Origin of the sequence: Aeromonas sp. HMWF014 (assembly GCF_963878295.1) — a bacterium.
GTDB lineage: Bacteria > Pseudomonadota > Gammaproteobacteria > Enterobacterales > Aeromonadaceae > Aeromonas > Aeromonas popoffii.
In genome coordinates this window covers 1-894 of sequence record NZ_CAWNYS010000054.1, presented here as the reverse complement: position 1 = coordinate 894, position 894 = coordinate 1, and the positions used below count along the sequence as shown (strand labels likewise).

1 protein-coding gene is annotated in these 894 nt (G+C 66.4%); it reads right to left on the bottom strand.

Annotated features, from left to right (window positions below):
- Positions 1 to 894, bottom strand: an 894-nt coding sequence (locus AAC083_RS02150) for a glycosyltransferase (protein WP_258224860.1), incomplete at both ends; no start/stop codon positions are given.

Below are 894 nucleotides of genomic sequence, written 5' to 3'. Positions count from 1 at the left end.
GGCGGGGATGGATCGACCCAGCAACGCCGGATCCCGACCGCCCGTGGTCAACAGCAGTTGCAACGCATCACCGGCCAGCCCCTGCATGGCCGGCAGCAGCAGTTGCCCCAGATCCACATTGGCCAGCGTGCCCTGGCTGACGATGACCAGCGGCCGTTCATCCAGTTGCCCCCACCAGGGCGGCGAGACCGACTCAAGCCGGGGGGGCAACAGGGGACCGATATAACGGATCACCCCCTCAAGCTCCGGCCGATCATATTCAAAGCCAGCGCAGGAGAGCTGCAGGAACGCATCCGGCGCCGTCACCATCACATCGGTGAAGGGAGCCCCCAGCGCCGGTGCCCCAGCCTCGGCCAAGGCGGTATCGAAGCTCTGCTGCACGTCGGCCTGCAGTCGCCGGGTCTGTTCATCCAGCCACGGCAGCTCGCCAAGGGAGCGGCGCAGCTCGGGGGCGATGCGCGGGCCGTAGAAAATGGCATCCGGGCTCGAGAAAGAGACGGGGTTCACCCCCAGCATCAGGATGGGAAGGCGCTGGCTGCGCACCTGCTGCAACAGCGGCAAAACGCCGTAGAAGCCGTTCTCCACCAGCAGCAGATCCACCTCCTCTTCAGCGATCAGCGCCCGCAACCGGCTGTCGTGCTGCGGGATGGGCGCGGCGAAGAAGCGCTTTAGCGCCAGCGCCATCTGGGCAGTACCGCTCAACTCGGCCCGCTCGGGGAAGTGCTGCTCCAGCGCCCGATAGTCAAAATCCACCTCGGGAGCGAAGGGCACAAATTCAGCGCCGCTCTGCCGGATCCCTTTTTCGAACAGGGCGCCGCACAGCATCAGCACCCTGTGCCCCTCCCCCACCAGCAGGCGGGCCACCGCCAGCATAGGATTGACGTGGCCCGGAGT